The organism is Nocardia rhizosphaerae, assembly GCF_042650365.1.
In the GTDB taxonomy this organism is placed as follows: Bacteria; Actinomycetota; Actinomycetes; order Mycobacteriales; family Mycobacteriaceae; genus Nocardia; species Nocardia rhizosphaerae.
In genome coordinates this window covers 715894-730136 of sequence record NZ_JBHSBA010000003.1, presented here as the reverse complement: position 1 = coordinate 730136, position 14243 = coordinate 715894, and the positions used below count along the sequence as shown (strand labels likewise).

Annotated in this window: 14 protein-coding genes; 1 reads left to right on the top strand and 13 read right to left on the bottom strand. The window is 69.3% G+C overall.

From position 1 onward, the window contains the following. Nucleotides 1-149 precede the first annotated feature (149 nt). The 7 genes from ACFOW8_RS04955 to ssd all read right to left on the bottom strand — a co-directional run bounded on the left by ACFOW8_RS04955 (nucleotide 150) and on the right by ssd (nucleotide 6128). Nucleotides 150-521 (bottom strand): Rv3654c family TadE-like protein, encoded by a 372-nt coding sequence (locus ACFOW8_RS04955; protein ID WP_378546065.1) that lies wholly within the window; start codon nucleotides 519-521, stop codon nucleotides 150-152. A 563-nt stretch (nucleotides 522-1084) separates the two neighbouring features. Beyond that, nucleotides 1085-1399 (bottom strand): TadE family type IV pilus minor pilin, encoded by a 315-nt coding sequence (locus tag ACFOW8_RS04950; protein ID WP_378546062.1) that lies wholly within the window; start codon nucleotides 1397-1399, stop codon nucleotides 1085-1087. Between the two features lie 41 nt (nucleotides 1400-1440). Beyond that, nucleotides 1441-1650: a DUF4244 domain-containing protein gene (locus ACFOW8_RS04945; RefSeq protein WP_378546059.1), complete on the bottom strand. Its 210-nt coding sequence runs from the start codon at nucleotides 1648-1650 to the stop codon at nucleotides 1441-1443. A gap of 72 nt (nucleotides 1651-1722) precedes the next feature. After that, a complete protein-coding gene (locus ACFOW8_RS04940) occupies nucleotides 1723-2352 on the bottom strand; it encodes a type II secretion system F family protein (protein WP_378546056.1) in 630 nt (209 codons plus the stop codon). Nucleotides 2353-2419: 67 nt separating this feature from the next. Further along, entirely contained in the window at nucleotides 2420-2992 is a 573-nt protein-coding gene (locus ACFOW8_RS04935; protein ID WP_378546053.1) for a type II secretion system F family protein, read from the bottom strand. A gap of 854 nt (nucleotides 2993-3846) precedes the next feature. Beyond that, a complete protein-coding gene (locus ACFOW8_RS04930; RefSeq protein WP_378546050.1) occupies nucleotides 3847-5028 on the bottom strand; it encodes a TadA family conjugal transfer-associated ATPase in 1182 nt (393 codons plus the stop codon). Beyond that, the gene (ssd, locus tag ACFOW8_RS04925) at nucleotides 5025-6128 is read right to left on the bottom strand and encodes a septum site-determining protein Ssd (protein ID WP_378546047.1); all 1104 of its coding nucleotides are present in this window, start codon (nucleotides 6126-6128) and stop codon (nucleotides 5025-5027) included. The genes ACFOW8_RS04930 and ssd overlap by 4 nt, the downstream gene beginning before the upstream one ends. 347 nt (nucleotides 6129-6475) lie before the next feature. Between ssd and ACFOW8_RS04920 the strand changes: the two genes are divergently transcribed. Then, complete coding sequence (locus ACFOW8_RS04920) at nucleotides 6476-7336, top strand: HAD family hydrolase (RefSeq protein ID WP_378546044.1); 861 nt, start codon at nucleotides 6476-6478, stop codon at nucleotides 7334-7336. A 422-nt stretch (nucleotides 7337-7758) separates the two neighbouring features. Here the strand turns inward: ACFOW8_RS04920 and ACFOW8_RS04915 are convergent, their stop codons facing one another. The 6 genes from ACFOW8_RS04915 to ACFOW8_RS04890 form a co-directional block, all read right to left on the bottom strand. After that, nucleotides 7759-8508, bottom strand: a complete 750-nt coding sequence (locus ACFOW8_RS04915; protein WP_378546041.1) for an oxidoreductase — start codon at nucleotides 8506-8508, stop codon at nucleotides 7759-7761. 11 nt (nucleotides 8509-8519) lie between these two features. Then, a complete protein-coding gene (locus ACFOW8_RS04910) occupies nucleotides 8520-8684 on the bottom strand; it encodes a hypothetical protein (RefSeq protein ID WP_378546038.1) in 165 nt (54 codons plus the stop codon). Nucleotides 8685-8784: 100 nt separating this feature from the next. Then, nucleotides 8785-10443, bottom strand: coding sequence for an ABC transporter ATP-binding protein (locus tag ACFOW8_RS04905; protein WP_378546035.1), 1659 nt, complete (start codon nucleotides 10441-10443; stop codon nucleotides 8785-8787). Beyond that, on the bottom strand, nucleotides 10440-11396 hold the full coding sequence (locus ACFOW8_RS04900) for an ABC transporter permease (RefSeq protein ID WP_378546032.1): 957 nt from the start codon (nucleotides 11394-11396) through the stop codon (nucleotides 10440-10442). Before ACFOW8_RS04900 ends, ACFOW8_RS04905 begins: the two co-directional genes overlap by 4 nt. Beyond that, nucleotides 11362-12288 carry an ABC transporter permease gene (locus ACFOW8_RS04895; protein WP_378546029.1) on the bottom strand — a complete coding sequence of 309 codons (927 nt, stop codon included), beginning with the start codon at nucleotides 12286-12288 and terminating at the stop codon, nucleotides 11362-11364. Before ACFOW8_RS04895 ends, ACFOW8_RS04900 begins: the two co-directional genes overlap by 35 nt. A gap of 59 nt (nucleotides 12289-12347) precedes the next feature. Beyond that, entirely contained in the window at nucleotides 12348-13904 is a 1557-nt protein-coding gene (locus tag ACFOW8_RS04890; protein ID WP_378546026.1) for a peptide ABC transporter substrate-binding protein, read from the bottom strand. Between the last annotated feature and the right edge of the window lie 339 nt (nucleotides 13905-14243).

The window sequence follows — 14243 nt, the reverse complement described above, 5'->3', positions numbered from 1 at the left end:
AACCCCGCCGGACTATGCCGCGGATCATTGATTTCATTTATTTCTGCCCGCATTAGGGAATACGCATGAAATTCCCAGAATGGCGCCTGCGCGGAATTACGCATTGGTTCGGTCCGGTACTACCACTGTCCGGTGATGACACTTCCGTATCACCCACTCTCTTCCACCGGACCCGCTCGCGCTGCGGCTGAGACAGTGCGCACACCGAACACCCCGAATGAGGTGTCGGCCGCCACCACAACGACCACATCCCACTGCTCGACCGCACACCGCCGCACCCGCACCGCCATCCGCCGAGCAACCTCCCCGGCTTCGGCACAGCCCACATCGGCTCCTTCGGTGAGCACGCTCGCCGCCGCGAGTGCGCCGAGGTCGGCCGCCGCCTGCGCCCGATGCCGAGCGACAACCACCGCACCCACCTGACCGATCACCAACGTCAAGCCGAGCAGCCCCGCCAGCGCCACACACGCGAACACAGTCGCTCCGCCCGCGTCCGCCGCCAGGGCCGGTGGGGCGGCCATCGTGGACCGGGCCGCCCTGCTCCATGGCCGATTCCAGGTTCGCCCCCTACTCTCCGCCCACCCCGGCAGCCTCCAAGTACGCCGACGCCAGCCTCGGGCCGCCCGGCTCCCGACCAACAGGTCCCACCACCGCTGGGCCGCCCGACTCCCGACCAACAGGCCCCACGTTCGCCAACTCCGGGCCGTCGCCAGGATCCGGGCCGACACGCACTCGATCGACCAACTCGAGGGCAGTCGGCACCCGGTCAACCGGTTTCCGGCTAACCGGTCCGCGGCCGGCCAGCTACCGACGAGCCCGCCCCCACTCGACCGACTCCCGGACAACCGGCCCTTGATCAACCCGCCCCCGGCCAACTGCCCTCCGGTCGAACGACTGCGGATCGCCTGGTCCCCGGACAGCCGACCGCCGGTCAACCGGACCCCGGACGACCAGCTCCCAATCAACCGACCACTGATCAGGCAGCCCTCGGCCAACCGGCTGCGGGGCTGCTGGCTCCCGGTAGGCCGGGTTCCGGTTTGGCTGCGTGGCGGCCGGCTGCGGCGCAGCCGGATGGAGGTGGCCGTCATCGTGTTGTCCCCGGTTCGGGGACCGCGACGGCCTCGCCGCGGAGCCGGAGCCCCGGCAGCAGCGGGGTGTCCGCGATGACGACGGCCAGCACCAGACCATTCGAACTGCGGATCTCGACCGTCGCTCCCGGCGGTGCGACCTGCTGCGCCGCGGTGACGGCGTGGGCGGTATCACCGCGCGCGGTCAGTCGGGCAGCTTCACGAGCCGCGTCGACACAGCGCACCTGTGTCGACGCGGCGAGCAGAGCGCCGATGCACAGCACCACCGCGCACACCAGTGCGGCGAGGGCGATGGCAGCCTCGACCGTCACCGCACCCGCGTCGTCACCGATAACGCCGGTGCGGCAACGAATTACACACTGGTGGAAAGTGCCTTGTCGATGATCTGAGTCAAGGCGTTGACAATGCTGTCGCCGGTCACCACCCCATAGAGCACCGCACCGAACGCGGCCGCGGCGATCGTCCCGATCGCGTATTCCGCGGTGGACATCCCGTCGTCGTCGATGAGCAGGCGGGTGAGTCGCATCCTCGCTCCTATATATAGCGCGCGTACGAGTGTCATCGTGATCCCCTCTCCTTCCACACCGTGCGGGCCATCCGCGCGGTGACGTTTCGGCGGCCTCGGCGGGGGCGGTCACAGCAGCCCTCCGCTTCCGAGCACCCGGTCGGCCAGGCCGATCACGACCGGGACGATCCCGAGGCAGACGAAGGCGGGCAGGAAGCACAGACCGAGTGGCCCACCGATCAGGACACCCGCGCGCTCGGCTCGAGCTACCGCCGCGTCCTCGACCGCCTCGCGCTGCTTGGTGGCGAGTTCACCGACGGCGGCGGCCAGCGAGGCACCGGACCGGGCCGAGCGCCGTGCCATCCGCGCCAGCGACTCCACCTCGTCGGCCCCCGCCGACCCGGCGGCGTCGGCCGCGGCCCGCTCCCAAGCCGTCGCCGGATCGGCACCGAGCGCGAGCAGATCGGCCGCCCGCAGTAGGACCGAGCGCAGAGTCGGCGGTGCCGTCGGCGCGCTGGCCCGTGCGGCTGCCGCCATCGGCAGCCCCGCCCGCAAGCAGGCGGCCAGTAGATCGAACGCCGAGGCCGCGCCGAGCGGATCCGGTTTCGCGTTTCCCTTCTCCGCGCCGAGCGTGACGGCCCGGAACGCCCCGAGTACCCGCAACCGCCGGCGCACCGCCACTCGCGCTGGCAGCGCCACCAACGCACCCGCCGCGACCAGCAGCGATACCGGCGAAACCACGCCGATCAGATCCCCCATCGCGATACCTCCCCGCGGTGACCGATTTCGTCCGGCCCCGGCCCATCGGCCGGGACAACGCGCGTATTCACGCCGATCCCCTGCGGGTGATGACATCTGTCCACAGCAGTCCACAGCAGGCGAGTGCCGCACCGAGCGGGAGGAGTACTCGGCCGGGTGGGGCGTCGAAGAGGACCGCGAGTGGTGCGGCGCCCATGAGGTGGCCGAGGGTGACGCCGACGACGGGGAGTCCGGCGAGGACGGTGGCGGAGGCTCGGGCGCCGGCCAGGGCGGACTCGGTGCGGTCGCGGAAACGGGTGCGGCCGAGCAGGTCGGTGCGTGCGGCGGCGAGGAGATCGGCGAGGGCGAGGCCGTGTTCCTCGGCGACGCGCCAGGCGACACCGATCCGTGACAGTTCCTCGGCGACAACCGAATCCGGATGCGTCCAGCCGTCGGCTCCTGAACCGCCGAGCCTGCTTCTGCCCGCGCTGATCGCCAGCACCCGCGCCGCCTCGCCCCGTGACTCCGCGGCTGCCGCTTCCGCTGCGGCGCTCGGGTGCGCGCCGACACGCAATTCGCCGACGACGGCCTCCAGCCCCGCCAGCAGATGCGCGCACTCGGCACGCCGCGTCCGTTCACCGCGACCACGCCTACTCCGCACCGCGATAGTGCCGCCGACCAGGAGCGCCGCGACCCCCGCCCCGATTCCCAGTCCGAACGCCGCGACCCCGACCCCGGTCCCAACACACCACTCGACCGGAACCCGCGGCAGGGTCGGCGTGCCATCTACGCCGAACACTCGCCGATATCGCCGCCGATCCCCCGCGGCCGGAAGCACGAGCACCGCCACCGCACAACACACAAGCCCGATCTCCACCGCAACCCCCGTTCGTCAATGCGACAACCCGTCCGTCAGCGCGCCGGCCACCCTGGATGTCCCCGTCCTGCTGGGCCAGGTCGCCCACGCAACCGAACCTCGGCCCCGACGGCAGCGGCATGCGACGTCGCCGAGTCATCCGACCCGCCTCGGTGCCTCCGGTGCGGTGCACCACTCGCGACCGGGCGAGCGGACCGTCACGCACCTCGACGGCAGCGCAGCGCTCATCAGCTCGGCACTGGTCAATCGGACACTCTTCGACGGTGACGACAGCGCGGCGATCGGTCGAGCCACCATGATCTGCATCGATGCGTCCTGCCGTGCTGCTCCGATCGATAGCTCCACCCGAGTCGGCACGCGTGGACCAACGGCCCGCGACGGGATTCCGCCACCACGGAATACAGCGAAGGCGACGTCGTATCGCGGACTAGCTCCGGTGGCATGCGCGGCGAAGGTGGCCGCGCGGTGCCGACCGGCACATTGCCGATGTCGAGCGGCCACCAGTATCCGCAGGGCGGCAGGGAGGGCGGCGAGTCGACGAGCACGAATCGACCACTGCCGCAGTCGACTCGGATATCCGGGCCGGCTTTCCGGTTCGGGGATCGCGCGTATCGGCCAGGCGCCGGCAAGCGTTGTTCTCATCGGAGTCGCCTTTCGATCAGGTGGGTGAGTTCGGTCGCGGCCGGAGCCGTCGCCGAGTCGGAGCGCCAGGCCGGAACGACCCGGATGCCGGTGCGGTCGCGTTCGAGGACACCGATCTCGCGCAGCCCCCTCGAACCGTCGGCCCTGCGGTGCACGTGCAGTACGACCTGGACGGCCGCGGCCAGCTGGCTGTGCAGGGCCGCGCGGTCCATGCCGCCGAGTGCCGCCAGCGCCTCGAGGCGGGCCGGCACCTCCTGGGGGGAGTTGGCGTGCACCGTGCCTGCGCCGCCGTCGTGTCCGGTGTTGAGGGCGGTGAGCAGGTCGACGACCTCGGCGCCACGGACCTCGCCGACCACGATGCGGTCCGGGCGCATGCGCAGCGCCTGGCGAACCAGATCGCGTACGGTGACCGCGCCGACGCCCTCCACATTGGCCGTGCGGGCCACGAGCCGAACCACATGGGGATGCACCGGCGCGAGTTCGGCGGCGTCCTCGACGCAGATGATGCGCTCGGCCGGGTCGACCGCCGCGAGCAACGCGGACAGCAGGGTGGTCTTGCCCGCACCCGTTCCGCCGACGACAAGGAAGGCCAGCCGGGCGCGGACGATATCGGTGAGCAGACGTAGCGCGTCGGGTGGTACCGAACCGGCGGCCGCGAGCGCGGCGAGGCCCTGGGTCGCAGGGCGGAGCACCCGCAGCGACAGGCAGGTGCCGTCGTGGGCGACCGGGGCGAGGACCGCGTGCAGGCGGACGCCGAACGCGTCGCCGAGGGCGGCCTCGATGCCGGCGAGTTTGCCATCGACCCAGGGCTGGGCGTCGTCGAGTCTGCGTCCGGCGGCGAGGGCGAGCCGCTGGGCGAGCCTGCGGACCGCGGCGTCGTCGGCGAAGCGCAGCTCGGTGCGCTCCAGCCCGTGGCCGCGGTCGATCCACACCGCGTCGGGTGCGGTGACGAGCACGTCGGCGACCCGCGGATCGTGTAGCAGCGGCTCGAGCAGCCCGGCGCCGGTCATCTCGGTCTGCAGCAGGCGCAGGGCGCGCAGCAGATCGGTATCGGCGAGCACGCCGCCTGCTTCGGCTCTGATGGCGGTGGCGAGTTCGGCGGCGTCGGGGGCCGCCGCGTGCTCGGCCAGCCGTTCCCGCACCCGCTCCAGCAGCTCGGCCGTGACGAAAGTGGTCATCGTCGGTCGGCTCCGACCATGGCGAGTACGGCGTCGGCCGCGTCGCGCAGCGGGCCGCGCCTGCGCACGCTCAGCCCGCCGCGTTCGAGACGGGCGGCCAGCCCCGCCTGCCCACGTACCGCGGCGAGCAGCGGCAGACCGAGCACCTCGGCCACGTCGGCACCGCGCAATCCGCCCGGTGCGGGGCCGCGAACCACCAAGCCCCGGTTGGGGTTCCGGCTGCCGAGGTGGGCGGCCAGCACCTCGGCGGCGGCGACCGCGCGCAGTCGGGCCGGAACGACGAGGACGACGAGATCGGCCGCGTCGACCATCGCGTCGGCGGCGGGGCCACGCTCGCCTGACACATCGCACACGACGAGATCGCCTGCCGCCCGGCCGGATTCGATCACGGCGCGGACAGCTGCCGGGGTGAGCTCGGTGGGCGACCGGCCTGGACCGTGGCGACCACAGGACAACACGACCAGTCCCGGCGCTCCGGCGGGCAGCGCACTGTGCAGGGCGGCCGCCGAGACCCGCCCGTCCTCGATGACCAAGTCCGGCCAGCGCAGTCCGGCGACGTTCTCCATCCCGAGTACCAGATCCAGGCCGCCGTCGAGCGGCGCACCGTCGATCAGTACCGTGTCGGCTCGGATGCGCAGGGCGGCACCACGCAGGGCGATCGCGGCGGCCAAGGTGGACGCACCGGCGCCGCCGCCAGCCCCGGTGACCGCGACGACCACCCCCGACCCGGTCTCGACTTCGGCGTGCGCGGCGAATTGTTCGACCAGATCGACGGCACCACCGGGGAGCGCGACCACCCGCTCGGCGCCGACCGCCGTCGCGGCCTGCCAGTCGGGCACCGCAGGCTCGCCTTCGGTGACGAGCACGATCCCGGATCTGCGCGGACACCCCGCGCTCGCCGCCGCACGAGCCGCGGCGGTATCGACGATCACCAGCCCGGCGCCGGACCAGGCGTGCCTGCCGACCGGCATGGCACGCTCGTCGGTGCGCCGCTCGGCCGCGGCGGCGACCCGGCGCACCTCGGCGCGCAGGCGCTGATCACGCACGAGGACCAGGGCGGGTGCGAGGCCGGTGGACGGCGGTGCGGCGAGACGGTTCATGCGGCTCAGCCTGGCCGAAACGCACCGAGGCGGACAGCCGCCAAGACGCGATTGTGGATAACTCGGGGCTGTGGAGAACTTTATCGCCGTGCCGGAAATAGAGGACGGCCCCAGCCGGGGGGGAGGAGGCTGGGGCCGTCGGGTTCAGCCCCGGGGGGTCGGGCTGAACGCGCCTGGACCATGTCCAGGTGACAGCAATACTACACCCATCCCCCGCCGCGGGCGCAAGTAGCGTTCGCCACCATCTTCCGGCGATTCGCGGCATCCGGCGTCCCTACGGCAAACCACACCGACTGGTCGCGTGGCTGCTTTCTGCGCGTCGCGCCCGAGATGCCTATCCTGTTGTCGTGACGGCCGATGACGACCAGACTCCGCCCCCGGACCCAAGACTCGCCGACCGTGGCCGAGCGCAGGCACCGGGTGGACGCGTCGCCGCCTTCTTCGATCTGGACAAGACGGTGATCGCCAAGTCGAGCGCGTTCGTGTTCAGCAAACCGTTCTACGCACAGGGACTGCTCAACCGGCGTGCCGTACTGGAGAGCAGCTACGCCCACTTTTTGTTCCTGCTCGCCGGCGCCGATCACGACCAGATGGAACGAATGCGGGCAAACCTCGCCAACATGTGCGCGGGCTGGGATGTCGAGCAAGTGAAATCGATTGTGGCCGAGACGCTTCACGAGCTCGTCGAGCCGCTCATCTACGCCGAGGCCGCCGATCTGATCGCCGACCACAAGATCCGTGGGCACGATGTGGTGATCGTCTCGGCGTCCGGCGAGGAGATCGTCGCGCCGATCGCCGCGGCCCTCGGCGCCTCGCACACCGAGGCCACCCGGATGGTCGTCGAGGACGGCAAGTACACCGGCGACATCGAGTTCTACTGCTACGGCGAGGGCAAGGTCGCCGCGATCGAAAAGCTGGCGGCGGCAGAGGGTTACGACCTGTCCCGGTGCTACGCCTACTCCGATTCGGCGACCGACCTGCCGATGCTCGGCGCGGTGGGCCACCCGACGGCGGTGAACCCCGACCGCGCACTGCGCAAGGAGGCCGTCGGCAGGGGCTGGCCGGTGCTCACCTTCTCCGATCCGGTCTCGCTGTGGTCCCGATTTCAGACCCCGTCGAGCACCACCGTCGCGGCCACGGCGGCGGTGGGATTGAGCGCGATCGTCGCGGGCGCGATCAGCTACCGGCTGTTGCGGAAACGTCGCTGACCTGCGACGGACAAGCACGAATCGCCCGTCGACACGCCGAGAATCGACGTATCCGGCCATGCTTTCGAAAGCCTTGCTGTGAGTGCCATCACAGTGTAAGAATGGAGTCACGGAAGGACGGAAGGCCAAGACGGAGCCGGAAGAGAAGGTTTCGCCTCCCATCCCACCCTTCCCAGCACGGACGCCAGGCACCCACGCGGAGCGCGCCGCGACAAGGGCAGCAGAGTTGTGGGCCTGCGAAATTCGGGCAGTCGTCGGCGAGGGCCTCGCACAGGTTGCGGGGATGAACCGGCGGGGTTCGGATGATCGCCGAGGCCACCGAACACAACCCACCGAGCACGCTTGGTAACCGGGTGTTCCGTGCTAGCGGGCGGTGACGCCGAGGAATCGGCAGCGCCGCCCGTTTCGATGTCAGGAGGGAATCAGCCCGCGGCGGCGGCGTCGGCGATCGAGTTCGCCTCGCGGGCACCATCTTCCAGCGCGGCGGTGCAGAACAGCACCCAGCCGCCCACCCCCTCCGGGGTGCCGGTACCGAAGCCTGCCGCCGCGTCCAGGTACGCCTGCCTGCGCCGTAGCCAGAACACCTCAGGCACCCCGAGGCTGCGCGGATCCAGCCCGCTGGCCACCGCCACCAACCGCGATGCCGCCCGCGCGACGATACCGTCGGCGGTGCCGAACGGCCGCAGCGACAGCAACTCGCCGTGCACCACCGCAGCGAGCACCGGCGCGGGCGCCTGACTCGACTGGACGGTCTGCGCGAGCAGGTCGAGACGTTCGGAGACCCCGGGCGTAGTGCGCGGCCTGCCGAGTTCCCCGTCGTCGGTGACCAGGTCGGCGGCCGCGAGCAGATGCAGCCGGGCCAGTGCCTGTAGCGGCGCGCGCCGCCAGGTGCCGACGAGATTGGTCAGCGCGTCACCGTCGAGAGCCTGGCCGACACGCAGCGCACCGGCCAGCACGGGATCGCTGACCTGTCCGTCGGCGGGCAGTTCGGTACTCGCGCCCTCGATGGCCGCCGACGACCGCGCGGCCCGCACGGACGCCTCGGCCGCGGTGATCGCCCAGCCGCGCCGATTCGACCGGTGCCGATGTACCGCGGCGAGCGCGTCGCGCGCCTTGTCGGCGGCCTCGCGCACGCCGGGCAGGTCGACAAGGGGCTGTAGCGGATCAGTCACGGCATACGAGGCTACCGTTCGAACACCGCCGCACCGACAGCCACGTCGAGCCCGCGCACCCGCACCCAGGTGCGATCCGGCCACGGAACCTCCGCCAGCCGCTTCGCCGCCGGGGTCTTCGCTCTACGTCGCCGCGCTTCGAGCTCGGCCTGCCGTTCCGCATCGATCCGATCCATCGGCGTCTCCTACCCGTGCGGTCCACCACTGGGCGATCAGAACCAGGTCAACGCTACCGCGGTGCATCGCGACCGTCCGTGGTTTCGCGCCACGATCCGCTCACCCGATGAGCAGCTCGCGCCCGGGAATCGCCTCGAGCAGCGCGCGCGTGTATTCCTGCCGCGGTGCGGCGAAGACCTCGTCGGTGGTGGCCGACTCCACCACCTTGCCCGAGCGCATGACCAGCACATTGTCGGCGATCTGCCGGACAACGGCCAGGTCGTGGGTGATGAAGAGGTACGTCAGCCCCAGCTCGGCCTGCAGATCGTTGAGCAGGGTGAGGATCTGCGCCTGGACCAGCACGTCGAGCGCCGAGACCGCCTCGTCGCACACCACCACTTCCGGTGACAGTGCCAGCGCCCGCGCGATCGCCACCCGCTGCCGCTGTCCACCGGACAGCTCGTTCGGGTAGCGCCGCAGCACCGAGGACGGCAGCGACACCTTGTCGAGCAGGTCGCGCACCACAGTCTCGCGCTCGGCGGCGGTGCCCACCTTGTGCACCCGCAGCGGCTCCTCGATCGTGCGGAAGATCGAGTACATCGGGTCGAGCGAGCCGTACGGGTTCTGGAAGATCGGTTGCACCCGGCGCCGGAAGGCGAAAGCGGCCTTGGCGTCCAGCTTCGCCACGTCCTTGCCGTCGAAGGTGACGGTCCCCGAGGTCGGCGTGAGGAGGCCGAGCACCATCTGCGCGATGGTCGACTTCCCCGACCCCGACTCCCCGACGATCGCGGTGGTGGTCCCGCGTTCCACCGTGAAGCTGACGTCGTCGACGGCAACGAACTCCGTCGACTGCCATGGCCGCTTGCCGCGGATCTTGAACGCCTTGGTCAGATTGCGCACCTCGAGCGCGGTGTCACCGGGCACGTGCCCTGACTCGACGGCCCCCTGACGCACGCGCTGCCGCGACGGCGACCTCCGCCGGCTGGCCAGCGACGGCGCCGAGTTCACCAGCTTCTTGGTGTAGGCGTGCTGCGGATCGCGCAGGATCTGCAGTGCCGGGCCGGATTCCACGACCCGGCCGCGGTACATCACCACCAGGTGCTCGGCCCGCTCGGCGGCGAGGCCGAGATCGTGGGTGATCAGCAGGACGGCGGTACCCAGCTCGCTGGTGAGCTTTTCCAGATGCCCGAGGATCTGCCGCTGCACGGTGACGTCGAGCGCCGAGGTCGGCTCATCGGCGATGAGCAGTTTCGGCCTGCACGACAGCCCGATCGCGATGAGCGCGCGCTGCCGCATACCGCCGGAGAACTCGTGCGGGTACTGGTTCACTCGGCGCTCGGCATCGGCCATGCCCGCCTCGGTGAGCAAGTCGACCGCGCGCCGCTGGGCGGCGGCGCCGTCGGCGATGCCGTTGGCGACCAGCGTCTCCCGGATCTGGAACCCGATCCGCCATACCGGATTCAGGTTCGACATCGGGTCCTGCGGGACAAGGCCGATGCCGTTGCCGCGGATCGCGACGATCTCCTGTTCGGTCGCCGTGGTGAGGTCCTTCCCGTCGAACAGGATCTGCCCGCCGGTGACCCTGCCTGTCCCCGGCAGCAGGTCGATGATCGCGTGCGCGGTCGTCGACTTGCCGGAGCCCGACTCGCCGACGATCGCGACGGTCTGGCCGGGGAAGACGGTGAGGCTCACCCCGCGCACCGCGGGTACCGGCTTGCCGTCGGCGGTGAAACCGACCTCCAGGTCGCGAATCTCGAGCAGCGGCTTGTCGTCGATCATCGAGTGCGCTCCTTCGGGTCGAGCGCGTCGCGCACCGCGTCACCGAGCAGGATGAAGCTCAGCACTGTGACGGCCAGCGCGGCGGCCGGATAGAACAGAATCGGCGAGGTGCGGATCTCGGTCTTGGCCCTGGCGATATCCGCGCCCCAGGAGACGATGTCGGGCGGCAGGCCGACACCGAGGAACGACAGCGTGGCCTCGGTGACGATGAAGACGCCGAGCCACAGGGTGGCCACCACGATCAGCGGCCCCGCCGCATTGGGCAGCACGTGCCGCACCAGGGTGCCGAGCCGCGACACTCCCAATGCCTTGGCTGCGGTGACGTATTCGCTGTTCTTGGCCTCGATCACCGCGCCCCTGGTGATCCTGGCCGCCTGTGGCCAGGTGAAGGCGACCAGGATCAGGATCACCGTCGTCACCGTCGCGGGCCGCAGCAGCTGCAGCAGCACGATGGCCGCGAGCACCATCGGGATGGCGAAGAAGACCTCGGCGATCCGCGAGATCACGGTGTCGAGCACCCCGCCGTAGAAGCCGGCCAGCGCGCCGAGCACCCCACCGACCAGCAGGAACAGCAGCGCGGCGCCGATGCCGACGCTGACCGAGGCGCGCGCGCCGTAGATGGTGCGCGCGTAGATGTCACAGCCCTGCTTGTCGAAGCCGAACGGATGACCCGGCCGCGGCTGGTCCATCCCGAACTCGCCGAGGCACAGCCGTGGATCCTGGCTGGTGAACAGCGACGGCACCACCACCACCAGCAGCACGAGCACGATCAGCACCATCGCCACCAGGAACACCGGATTGCGGCGCAACCGCCGCCATGCCTCGCCCCAGATGCTCTTCGGCGCGCCCTGCTCGACCACCCGGTCGGTCGCGAGCACCTCCACCTCGTCGGCGGGGGCCACGAAATGCTGCTGGCTGTCATGCATAGCGGATCCTCGGGTCGAGCGCGGCATAGAGCAGATCGATGGCCAGGTTGGTCAGCAGGAACACGACGACGAGCACCGTCACGAACGAGACCACGGTCGGTGGCTCGCCGCGGATGATCGCCTGATACACGGTGCCGCCGACGCCGGGGATATTGAAGATGCCCTCGGTGACGATCGCGCCCGCCATCAGCGCGCCGAAATCGGCGCCGAGGAAGGTCACCACGGGGATCATCGAATTCCGCAGGATGTGCACGGTCACCACCCGGCGCCGCCCGAGTCCCTTGGCGGTGGCTGTGCGCACGTAGTCCGCGGATTTGTTCTCCGCCACCGAGTTCCTGGTCAGCCGCAGCACATAGGCGAACGACAGCGAACCGAGCACGAACGCGGGCACGAGCAGTTCGGCCACACTCGCCTTGGCTGTCACGGTGACCGGGGCGATGCCCCATTTCACGCCGAGCAGGAACTGCGCGAGATAGCCGACGACGAATACCGGCAGCGCGATGATCACCAAGCTGGCGACGAGCATCGTCGAATCGAACAGCTTGCCCTTGCGCAAACCCGCGATCAGCCCGAACACGATGCCGAAGAAGCCCTCGACCAGCACCGCGAGAAACGCCAGTTTGATGGTGATCGGGAAGGCCCGCGCCAGCTCCTCACGAACCGGCCTGCCCGAGAACGAGGTGCCGAAATCGAGGGTGACGATCCCCTTCAGATAATGCAGATACTGCATGATGAACGGCTGATCGAGGTGATACCGGGCGCGCAACGCCGCCTCGGCCGCCGGGGTCAGTGGTTTCTCGCCGGCGAGCGCCTTGATGGGGTCACCGGGAATCAGGAAGACCATCGCGTAGATCAGCAGGGTGGCGCCGAGGAATACCGGGATCATCTGGAGCAGGCGCCGAAGTATGTACCAAGCCATTGTTCCTCCGAAAACGACGGGGCCGAGCCACCGAAGCGGCCCGGCCCAGCTCCGAGTGCCTACTTCTCGATGTTCTCGAAGTCGAAAAGACCGTTCCAGGCCAGTTCGGCGTTGGTGACCCGATCCGACCGCCCCGCGGCGGCGACATAGTCGAACACCGGGATGTCGGCCATGTCCCTGATCATGATCGTCTGCGCCTGCGCGATCAGCTCATAGGACGCCTCCTGGGTCGGCGCCGCCATCGCGGCGTCGAAGAGGCGGTCCACCTCGGGATTGTTGTAGTCGACATTGTTGGTCTCGGAGTAGCTGTAGTACTGCGAGGACAGGAACTGCATCATCGTCGGGTAGTCGCCCTGCCAGCCGTAGCGGAAGGCGGTGCCGATCGTCTTGGCGTTCACCGCGTCCCTGACATTCTTGAAGGTGGGGACGGGATTGGCGGTGGCGTCGATGCCGAGGGTGTTCTTGACGCTGTTGGCCACGGCTTCGATCCAGGCCTGGTGGCCGCCGTCGGAGTTGTAGGTGATCGTGTACTTGCCCGACCACGGCGAGATCGCGTCGGCCTGAGCCCAGAGCTTCTTGGCCTCCTCCGGGTTGTATTCGAATACCTCCGCACCCGGCAGGTCGCCGTCGAAACCGGGCAGCGTCGACGCGGTGAAATCGCGGGCGGGAACGCGCAATCCGTTGAAGATCTTCTCGATGATCTGCGGCCGGTTGATCGCCATCGAGATCGCCCTGCGGCGCAACAGGCCTTCCTCACCGGCGAAATGCGGCACATTGGACTGGATGCCGATGTGCTGGTTCTGCGCGGTCGGCTTGGTGATCGCGCGGTCGCCGAGATCGGCCTTGTAGGTGGTGAGCGCGCTGTCGGGAATCGTATCGAGCGCATCGAGATTACCCGCCTGCAGATCGGCGTAGGCCGTCTCGTAGGACTGGTACATCACGAAGCGTAAGCCCTTGTTCTTGGCAGGCCTGCCACCCGGATAGTCGGGGTTGGGCTCGAGCTCGATCTTGACGTTGTGCTCCCACGTCTTGAACTTGTACGGCCCGTTGCCGACCGGGTTCTCGCCGAAGGCCTTCATGTCCGCGAACGCGGATTCGGGTAGCGGATAGAACGGGGCGTAGCCGAGCGCGCTCTCGAAATCGATCGACGGCGACTTCAGTTCGACGGTGAAGGTGCGGTCGTCGACGACCTTCAGACCCGACATCGTCTGCGCCGTCGGCTGTTCGGCGTTGACGTCGTCGAATCCGACGATGGGAGTGAACACATAGCTCTGCAGCTGCGCGTTGCTCGCGAGCGCGCCGTAGTTCCACGCGTCGACGAACGACTTCGCGGTGACCGTGGTGCCGTCGGTGAACTTCCAGTCCGGCTTGATGGTGATCCGGTAGGACTTGCGGTCGGTGGTCTCGATCGTCTCGGCCATCTCGTCGTGTGCCTGACCGGTGGCGTCGTAGTACTTCAACCCGGCGAACAAGCGGTCGACCACGCGGCCGCCCATGTTCTCGTTGGTATTGGTCGGCACCAGCGGATTCTGCGGCTCGCCCGCGTTGGTGGTGACGATGCCGTCGTCGGCGCCGTCACCCGACGTGCACGCGGTCAGGCTCAGGCTTGTGGCCATGAGGCCCGCTGCTATCAGCGCGATCGCTCTGTTGAATCTCAACGCTCTCTCCCGGTTCATTCCGTGGCGTAACGCTCGGAGGTTAGCCACTCCTGCTCGGTTTTTCAGTGAACCGAGCGGAATTCGCTGCATCTGTATCAGTACGGTTACCCACGGGAAACGCAGGAAGATTTGCCGATCCCCTCTTGCTCGGCAGAAAAAAATGAACAAATCTCGGAACTGTCAGCTGAACGGTCGATGCGGAAAACGATAGCCCGCGACCGCCGGGGCTGTCCGCGAAGTCATCGGATGAACTACTGCGTAGCGCAGGCGGCCACGCGGGATCGGCCCGGTTGACTA

Bases quoted from the DNA above. Each gene is read 5' to 3' on its own strand.
- ACFOW8_RS04940 (WP_378546056.1), bottom strand. From the start codon at position 2,352: ATGGGGGATCTGATCGGCGTGGTTTCGCCGGTATCGCTGCTGGTCGCG.
- ACFOW8_RS04905 (WP_378546035.1), bottom strand. From the start codon at position 10,443: ATGATCGACGACAAGCCGCTGCTCGAGATTCGCGACCTGGAGGTCGGT.
- ACFOW8_RS04945 (WP_378546059.1), bottom strand. From the start codon at position 1,650: ATGACACTCGTACGCGCGCTATATATAGGAGCGAGGATGCGACTCACC.
- ACFOW8_RS04895 (WP_378546029.1), bottom strand. From the start codon at position 12,288: ATGGCTTGGTACATACTTCGGCGCCTGCTCCAGATGATCCCGGTATTC.
- ACFOW8_RS04955 (WP_378546065.1), bottom strand. From the start codon at position 521: ATGGCCGCCCCACCGGCCCTGGCGGCGGACGCGGGCGGAGCGACTGTG.
- ACFOW8_RS04910 (WP_378546038.1), bottom strand. From the start codon at position 8,684: ATGGATCGGATCGATGCGGAACGGCAGGCCGAGCTCGAAGCGCGGCGA.
- ACFOW8_RS04900 (WP_378546032.1), bottom strand. From the start codon at position 11,396: ATGCCGCGCTCGACCCGAGGATCCGCTATGCATGACAGCCAGCAGCAT.
- ssd (WP_378546047.1), bottom strand. From the start codon at position 6,128: ATGAACCGTCTCGCCGCACCGCCGTCCACCGGCCTCGCACCCGCCCTG.
- ACFOW8_RS04890 (WP_378546026.1), bottom strand. From the start codon at position 13,904: ATGGCCACAAGCCTGAGCCTGACCGCGTGCACGTCGGGTGACGGCGCC.
- ACFOW8_RS04930 (WP_378546050.1), bottom strand. From the start codon at position 5,028: ATGACCACTTTCGTCACGGCCGAGCTGCTGGAGCGGGTGCGGGAACGG.